This window comes from Pseudomonas sp. S12(2018) (assembly GCF_024355235.1).
Taxonomy (GTDB): domain Bacteria; phylum Pseudomonadota; class Gammaproteobacteria; order Pseudomonadales; family Pseudomonadaceae; genus Aquipseudomonas; species Aquipseudomonas palmensis.
The window spans coordinates 1-3,804 of record NZ_QLAD01000020.1 but is presented as its reverse complement, the minus strand read 5'-3'; the positions used below and the strand labels follow the sequence as shown (position 1 = coordinate 3,804).

Below are 3,804 nucleotides of genomic sequence, written 5' to 3'. Positions count from 1 at the left end.
TGTCGGGGCCGACACCGCGTGCAATCAGCGCATGAGCGAGCTGGTTGGCACGGCTGTTGAGTTCGGCATAGCTCAGGTGCTGTTCGCCGAACACCAGTGCCGGCGCGTTCGGTGTCTGTTCGACCTGCGCCTCGATCAATTGATGAACCGGTTGCTCGAGTGGGTAGTGGGTCGATGTCAGGTTCCAGTCGAGCAGTACGGTGTGCTGTTCCTGCGGTGCAAGCATCACCAGGTCGCCGATGGCCTGGTCTGGCGAGTCGAGCATCGCCCTCAGCAGCCTGAGCAGTGAGTGAGCGAGCTTCTCGACCGTGGCGGTATCGAAATGCGCCTGGTCGTAACTTGCCTGCAAGGTCAGCATCGCGCCGAAGCCGACCATCAAGGTCAAGGGATAGTTGGTCTGCTCATGGGTACGGATGCTGCCAAAGTGCAGTGTTGTGCTTGGCGTCTGTTCCAGGGCTTGCGAAATCGGATAGTTCTCGAACACCAGAAGGGTGTCGAACAGGCTTTCGGCGTTCTTGCCGGCCAAGCGTTGAATCTCGAACAACGGGGTGTGTTCATGTTCTCGCAAGCTCAGGTTCTGCGCCTGCACCTGCTGCAGCCATTGGCCGACGCTGAGCTCGGGCAGCGGCGTGGCGACCACTGGCAAGGTGTTGATGAACAGCCCCAGTTGCTGTTCCACCCCGCTGAGCTCCGCCGGGCGACCGGAGACGGTGGCACCGAAGCAGACCGTCGTCTGTGCGCAGTAACGCTGCAGCACGATCAGCCAGGCTGCCTGAACCAGTGTGTTGGGGGTCACCTTCTGCTGGCGGGCAAAGGTCTCGAGCCGGGCAGTGTCGGCCTGTTCGAGCGCGGCTTCGAGGTGTGCGTGGCCGGACCCCGGTGAGCGTTGCGCAGTGATGGCCGCTGCAAGCCGAGTGGGCGCATCGAGGGTCTGTACCTGGGCTTTCCAGAACGTCTCGCTCAGTGTCGGGTCCTGCTGTTGCAGCCAGGCGATGTAATCGCTGTAGCGACCGCTGGACTGGGGCACGCGCTGGCCATGGTAGCGCTGCATCACCTCACCCATCATCTGCGAGTTGCTCCAGCCATCCATCAGGATGTGATGGTGGGTGTAGATGAGGTGATGGCTGTCCTCGCCGGTGCGGACCATGAACAGGCGCAGCAATGGCGGTTGCTGCAGGTCGAACGGCTGCATCAGCTCTTCGCCAGCCAGGGTGTCCAGCGCTGCGCTGCAACCCTGGCGCTCGCGCCAGTCCAGTACGCTGAACGGCAGTTCGACTCGCTTGTGCACCACTTGCAGCGGCTCGTCGAGCTGGCCCTGCCAGAGGAAACCGCTGCGCAGGATGTCATGGGCATCCAGGGTGGCCTGCCAGGCAGCCCGGAAGCGTTCTGCATCCAGGCCGCGTACGTCCAGGCGCATCTGATTGATGTAGTTGCCTGCTTGTTGCTGGTAAAGGGTGTGAAACAGCATGCCCTGTTGCATCGGGGCCAGCGGGTACAGCGTTTCAACCTGCTGGGCCGAAAGGGGCAGTGCATCGAGCTGCGCCTGGCTCAAACGGGCCAGAGGCACGTCCGACGGCGTCAGGCCGTGGTTGTCGGCCTGCAGGCAGTGCTCGATCAGGCGGCTCAGCGAATGCAGGTAATCTTCGGCCAGCCCTTCAATGGTCGATGCATCGTACATTGCGCTGTTGTAGCCCCAGGTCAGGCTCAGTTCACCGGCAAACACCTGGCAGTTGAGGGTCAGCCAGTTGCTCTGCGGGGCGTCCAGGCTCTGCCCGATACCTGCGCTTTCTGCAGCGGGGGCAAACAGCGCACCCTCGTCACTGTCGAAGGTGCCATCGAGCTGACCCAGGTAATTGAACGTCAGGCGCGGCACAGGCAGTTGCTGCATGGTCTGTTGCGTCTGTGCATCGCCCAGGTAGCGCAAGGCGCCGAAGCCGATGCCCTTGTTGGGGATGGCGCGCAGTTGCTCCTTGATCTGCTTGATCGTGCCACCCAGCGTACTGGCCGGGGTCAGGCGTACCGGGAACAGGCTGGTGAACCAGCCGACGGTACGGGTCAGGTCCATGTCTTCGAACAGCTCTTCGCGGCCATGCCCTTCGAGTTGCAGCAGCAGGTCGTCGTGACCGCTCCAGCGCGTGATGACCTGCGCCAGCGCGCTGAGCAGCAGGTCGTTGACCTGGGTGCGATACGCCGCCGGTGCCTGTTGCAGCAACTGGCGGGTGCGTTGCTTGTCCAGCACGACCTGCACACTGTTGCTGTTGCGGTTGATCAGGCGATCGGCTGCACGGTCGCAGGGCAGGTCATTGCTCGCTCCGTGCAACTGCTGCCAGTAGGCGAGTTCCTGGTCCTGCCCGGTGTGCCTGGCGAACGCCTGCAACTGTTCGGCCCAGGCACGCAGCGAGCGGGTCCTGGCGGGCAGTTCGACAGCGTGCCCGGCCACTGCACGGCGGTATGCTGCCTGCAGGTCTTCGAAGAGAATGCGCCACGACACGCCATCGACCGCCAGGTGGTGAATCACCAGCAACAGGCGCTGGCTGCCATCGGCGAGCTCGGCAAGCAGCGCACGGACCAGGCCGCCTTCCAGGTCCAGGCTACGCTGCGCCGATTCGGCCAGTGCTTGTAGCGCATGCGCATCACTGACTGTGTGTTGCCACAGCAGCGGTGTGTGTGCCCAGGCTTCGCGCTGGGCCGCTTGCGAACGGTACTCGCCGGTCCAGCCGCGGGCGGTTTCGGTGAACTGCAGGCGCAAGGCGTCGTGGTGCAGCACCAGGCTTTGCAGGGCCTGCTCCAGCGCCGCCGCATCAAGCCTGGCGTTGGCCTTGAGCAGTACGGCCTGATTCCAGTGATGCCGCTCGGGCATCGGCAGTTCGAAGAACATCTGCTGGATCGGCAGCAATGCCGTTTCGCCCTGCAAGGGCGATTGGTCGACAACCGAGCGTGCATCGCTGGTCTGGGCAACCGTGGCCAGGCGCTGGATGGTCTGGTGTTCGAACAGCGCCTTGGGAGTGAAGCGGATACCGGCCTGACGGGCGCGACTGACGACCTGGATCGAGATGATCGAGTCGCCGCCCAGTTCGAAGAAGTTGTCGGTAACGCCCACGCGATCAAGCTTGAGTACCGCCTGCCAGATAGCGGCCAGTTGCTGTTCCAGTGGGTTGGAGGCAGCGACATGCTCGCTGCGCGTGGCTGCGTCGCCGATGCCGGGCAGAGCCTTGCGATCGAGCTTGCCGTTCGGGCTCAGCGGCAGTTGTTCCAGCAGTATCAGGTGGGTTGGCACCATGTAGTCGGGCAGACCGGTCAGCAACTGCTGGCGAACAGCATCGCGCCATTGCGCCTGCTGCGCACTGCTGGCCGACGCCAGGGTGGCGTCACTGGCCACCAGGTAGGCGGCCAGTTGCAGGCCGCTGCCTGCTTCAACGGCCAGCACGCTGGCCTCGCGAACGCAGTTCAGTTCGAGCAGGTGCGCTTCGATTTCACCGAGTTCGATACGCAGGCCGCGGATCTTCACCTGGTGGTCGACTCGCCCCATGTAGTCGATCACGCCGTCGGCGCGTTGGCGTGCCAGGTCACCGGTACGGTACAGGCGCTGACCGGCGCCGAACGGGCTGGCGACGAAGCGCTCGGCGGTCAGCGCGGCACGGCGGTGGTAACCGCGCGCCAGGCCTGCACCGGTCAGGTACAACTCGCCGGTGGCACCCGCCGGCAACGGCAGCAGGTCGGCACTGAGCACGTACGCGCCCAGGTTGGCGATCGGCTGGCCGATCGGCACGCTGTTGCGACCTTCGTCGCGGCAGGTCCAGTGGG

At 64.2% G+C, this 3,804-nt stretch carries 1 protein-coding gene; it reads right to left on the bottom strand.

From position 1 onward, the window contains the following. Nucleotides 1-3,804, bottom strand: a 3,804-nt coding sequence (locus tag DN388_RS25285) for a condensation domain-containing protein (RefSeq protein ID WP_255002863.1), incomplete at both ends; no start/stop codon positions are given.